Source organism: Stenotrophomonas sp. CFBP 13718 (assembly GCF_014842145.1).
In the GTDB taxonomy this organism is placed as follows: Bacteria; Pseudomonadota; Gammaproteobacteria; order Xanthomonadales; family Xanthomonadaceae; genus Stenotrophomonas.
On sequence record NZ_JACYVC010000019.1, the window covers coordinates 1 to 4429 of the forward strand.

At 56.1% G+C, this 4429-nt stretch carries 6 protein-coding genes and 1 pseudogene; all 7 read left to right on the forward strand.

Annotated features, from left to right (window positions below; translation table 11 throughout):
* On the forward strand, positions 1–570 hold a 570-nt coding region (locus tag IFT58_RS18550; RefSeq protein WP_192096535.1), incomplete at its 5' end, for an RHS repeat-associated core domain-containing protein.
* A complete protein-coding gene (locus IFT58_RS18555; protein WP_192096537.1) occupies positions 570–866 on the forward strand; it encodes a hypothetical protein in 297 nt (98 codons plus the stop codon). The genes IFT58_RS18550 and IFT58_RS18555, both read left to right, overlap by 1 nt.
* Positions 867–884: 18 nt before the next feature.
* Positions 885–1984: pseudogene (locus IFT58_RS18560) on the forward strand (RHS repeat-associated core domain-containing protein); the annotation flags it as partial.
* Positions 1985–2014: 30 nt separating this feature from the next.
* A complete protein-coding gene (locus IFT58_RS18565) occupies positions 2015–2479 on the forward strand; it encodes a polymorphic toxin type 37 domain-containing protein (protein ID WP_192096544.1) in 465 nt (154 codons plus the stop codon).
* Positions 2476–2712 (forward strand): hypothetical protein, encoded by a 237-nt coding sequence (locus IFT58_RS18570; protein WP_192096539.1) that lies wholly within the window; start codon positions 2476–2478, stop codon positions 2710–2712. Before IFT58_RS18565 ends, IFT58_RS18570 begins: the two co-directional genes overlap by 4 nt.
* 340 nt (positions 2713–3052) lie before the next feature.
* Entirely contained in the window at positions 3053–3352 is a 300-nt protein-coding gene (locus IFT58_RS18575) for a hypothetical protein (protein ID WP_192096541.1), read from the forward strand.
* Between the two features lie 389 nt (positions 3353–3741).
* Entirely contained in the window at positions 3742–4176 is a 435-nt protein-coding gene (locus IFT58_RS18580; protein WP_192096543.1) for a hypothetical protein, read from the forward strand.
* Positions 4177–4429 lie beyond the last annotated feature (253 nt).

Genomic DNA, 4429 nt, shown 5'->3' on the forward strand with positions numbered 1-4429 from the left:
CAGCGGGATTATGATGCGGGGGTGGGGCGGTATGTGCAGAGTGATCCAATTGGGTTGGCGGGTGGAATCAACCCATACCTCTATGCAAGCGCTGATCCGCTCAGCCTGTTGGACCCGTTCGGCCTCAGATCACGTGATCTCGAGTACATCTACAAGCTATCAGGCGCGGTTCCGCCCACAGTAGGGTCTCACCACTACGAAGTTTGGACTCCGCTCTGCTCGGGAGGGTGCACTAAGGCGCAAGCATTTGAAGCCGTGAAGAAATTCTCAGCGCCCGGTGCGCCTCCTGCCCTCGCAGGGACAAGGGATCTACGACTGGAGGGTGATAATCCAATCCGGCAAACTGTGGATCAATGCAGCATGACCATTACCAATGCTACTTTGCCGGGTCATGTTTTTGGAGGTTCCGTGAATATATCAGTAACTGAAAGGCGAGGCGTGATTGGTGCCCAAGTAGTTGGTTCGGGCGTGGGGGCGATGCCTGTAATGAATCAGCTGGCAGGGCCGCTCATATTCCAGTATTTGGGCATGAGGGCGTCGTCAACTATAAATGATGCCGGGGTGCCGTAATGAAGGATTTTTTCACCAGGCGCAGAGTGGCATTGACGTTGCCCATCTTTCTCTGGTACGTGGCACTTTCCTACGGAATCGGCGCCTACAAGCGTGGGTCTGAAGCGGGCCTCATCAGCGGCATGCTAACCAGTCGCTCCGCCTTTTGGATAGGCCTACCTCTTGGGATTATTTTTCTTAACTGCTTGGTTTTCTGGTTTTCCAGGTTCATTAATAAGGTCATCCTGATTATTCTAATCATCGCGCAGTTCCCGCTGTTTGCAGCGTTTTTTTTCTACAGTTCTGGTGGGGTGTGACCGGCTGCTTAAGACTATTTCGTTTACAACCGCTTCGGTGACCTGCTGGTCCTTTCCAGCCCGGACACGGGGAGCACCACAATGACCCGAGATGCCGCAGGTAGCATGGCGAAGCGTACCGATGCGCGTGGCGTCACTGCGACCTATGGCTACGATGCATTGAACCGCATTACGTCCATCGCCTATCCCGACCCCATTCAAGACGTGGCGGTGCAGTACGACGTCGCACCGGCGGCATGCGCAACGACAGAGCGCTTCGCCATCGGTCGAGTTGGGCGCGTGGTTCACCCCGGTGGATCTACCCAGTATTGCCACGACCGCTTCGGTCAGGTGACCCGTAAGATCCAGACGATCAACAACGTCGCGACGACCCTGCAGTGCACCTACACCAAGGCACGCCGACTGGCGTCTGTCGTTTATCCCGGTGGCGCAGTGGCCGACTACATGCGAGATGCGCAGGGCCGCGTCACGCAGGTAGGACTGAAGCGTGGAACCCTGGCGCGACAGGTTCTGGTCAATCAGGTGGGCTATGCGCCGTAATGAATGGTCTGACCTACGCCTACAACAGCGCTGGCCGACTGGGACAGGTCAAGCAGGGCGCCACGTCGTTGTGAATTTACCGCTATAACCACCGGGGCGAGCGCGTGCTGCGGCAGGCGGGCGGCAAAACCACCACGACGCTGTATGACGAATCAGGCCAGTGGCTGGGCGAATACAGCGCAAGCGGGGTGCCACTGCAACAGGTGGTGTGGCTGGAGAACTATCCGATTGCGGTGTTCAGTGAATCCAGCGCGGGTGTGCCGGCGCTGGGCTACGTGCAGCCGGATCACCTGGGCACACCACGGGTGATCATCGACGCGACGCGTAACGTGCCTGTGTGGGAGTGGAATCTGGCGGGTGAGGCGTTCGGCGCGGATGCGGCGAATGAGGATCCGGATGGGGATGGCGTCGCGTTTGGGTTTGCGCTGCGGTTCCCGGGGCAGCAGGCTACGCCGGAGAGCGGGCTGAACTACAACTACCAGCGGGATTATGATGCGGGGGTGGGGCGGTATGTGCAGAGTGATCCGATTGGATTATTGGGCGGGCTTAGCACATACGGGTATGTTGCCGGTGGGCCTCTGCTAGCGGCGGATCCGGATGGACTGCAAATGCGCTCAATTCGCAACGTCAATCCCCCTGGGTACATGCCAGGGCGGAGCCCCGAATATACGGTTGATGGATACCCTGTCGGAGACTCCACAGGGGCGCTGTCGACCGTCACGCTCGGGGACGTCGTCAACACGACGTGGCAGCTGGGAGCAATCAATTTTCCGGCCATTCCAGTTGCCGCAACAATTTTAAATAATGTCAAGCCGCCCAGTGATGCATATGATAGGCATGGCGCGAAGGCTCCGGGTTTGCCTGGCGATGCGGAAGGCTACTGTCCGCCGAAGGGTGGGCCGAAATGGCGGCAGTCGCCCAAAGGGCGCGGTAACGGATGGCTCGACGCGGATGGTAACGTATGGGTCCCTAGTGGGCAGGGCGGTTCAGCGCACGGAGGTCCGCACTGGGACGTGCAGGGTAAAAATGGTAGAGATTACGAAAATCTTTATCCAGGAGGCAAAAGACGATGAGTGGCCAGGAGCCTTTAGAAATAGAGATGGCTGGCGTCAAGTTCTATTCTGCTCAGGATGAGCTGTATTTCTTCGCGTGGCTGAAAGGTATTGGATCGGTATCCGATGTCTTTGGTCAGGGCAGAGCTATATACGCCGTTGTTGATAGGGATGAGATTACATTTGACGACGCCTCGAATTCGTCTCACTTTTTCTTCGGTATCAAATTCCCCTGCCTGAGCTCAAACGTTTAGATGTTCCTGGAATATCAAAGAGCTTCAGGGATCCAAGTGCTTTTTGGTACTCGGAGGTATTCGGGGTTGCGAGTGATTAGAATGTATGGGGTGCTGCGTTCAAAAGCCTCACCCTCGAAGGCTCAATGCGGGCGGCATGCGTCGGCGTGACAATTCTCAAGTAGTTGGTAGCGTTTGCAGCAGCGAAGGGCGTATGGAGCTGCGGTTCGGGGCGCGAAGAAGGTAAATCGAACGTGTGGGTTCCAACTGGCCAGGGCGAAGCAGCTCACGGTGTTGAGCATTGAGGCATTTAGCTTAATGGTGGCGGCTATAAGAACAAGTATCCCGGCGGGAGGGAGAGATGACAGGGCCTGGCTTCGTTGTATTGGAGATTTATAGTTTGACTTACTTCTCGCCTCGCGATGAAGAAAACCTGTTCTCTTGGCTTGGCTCCGTTCCTGCCGTCGAAAAAATTAGAGGGGAAGGCGATTCAATATACTTGAGCGTGGCAACGACCCTTGGGGATAATGACCTGTCTGAGCTGATTTCAATTTTTACTCGTTACGGCATCGACATGGCGCAGCTCTCGGTTTTTGATGATGGAAGGTTTCCGTGGCTGAGGAAAAAGGGGATGTTTTGGTACGAGCCAATATTCGGATAACCATGTCTCTCCAGTGATTATGCGAGCATGCTGCTAGCTCGAGCCAGGAAGTACCCCTCCCCACCCCGGTTGGCATCGCACTATTGTGGCTGAATATCTGTGGGAGCGACTGAGGTGCACCGGAGGAATGTAGTCGATGCAACGAATCGCGATTGCGAGTGTGGAGCTTCGCCATGAAGCTCGATGGTGGTCCCCAGATTTTGCTTGCCATGTTCCTACTCGACCCCGCCTGCGCGAGCAATACGTCGCGCAGCTTGCCCGCAATTGGTATCTGCTTGGTCAGTGGGGGGATGCTGCATTCGCGCACGAGGCGGGCCACCTCTTAGGCCTCGGAGACTATGGGCCCGGCATTTAAGATTTCTTGACGGCTGGAAACGAGGTGATTCGACATGGCTGCGGTTGCAACTAAGTTCTTGTTTTCCGCTGCGATGGTCTTGGTTCCTGCCTGCCAGGCTGAACAGGAGGTAGCCGTTTTAAGCGAAAGATTCAACGTCTGTGCGGCACTTCCGCCGGGTGTCTCGTTTCAGCCTCAAGAGCCTGGGCCGGACTTTGATTTGGGCAACATCAAAGTGAATGATTCAGCGGCCGAAATTCAGATAGGTGGGCACCCAAGGTTCTCACATGGAGCTGTCAAGAAAGGTATAACCGCAGCGGATGGATTCAAATTACTCGGTAAGGAAAGAAGCGATGGAAAAGACAAATTTTTGTTCGCTTACGAGCGTGGTGATGAGGCGGGGCCCATATACGTAATGGTTATGGCTCCAGAGTTGCATGCATTTGAGCAGGTTCTGAATGGGAATGCTCTTCTGGTGGTTTGCGGATAGTCCCGTCGGGCTCGCTACGTGGAGCGGCACGATGTTTGCGGGTGGAGGTCGGTTGAGCAAATCCAAGAGCGTCGGCGATCTCTGATGGAATGATTAACTACTGCCACGACCGCTGCGGTCAGGTGACCCACGGAGCGACGACCCTGCAGTGCACCTACACCAAGGCACGCCGACTGGCGTCTGTCATTTATCCCGGTGGCGCAGTGGCCGACTACATGCGGGATGCGCAGGGCCGCGTCACCCAGGTAGGACT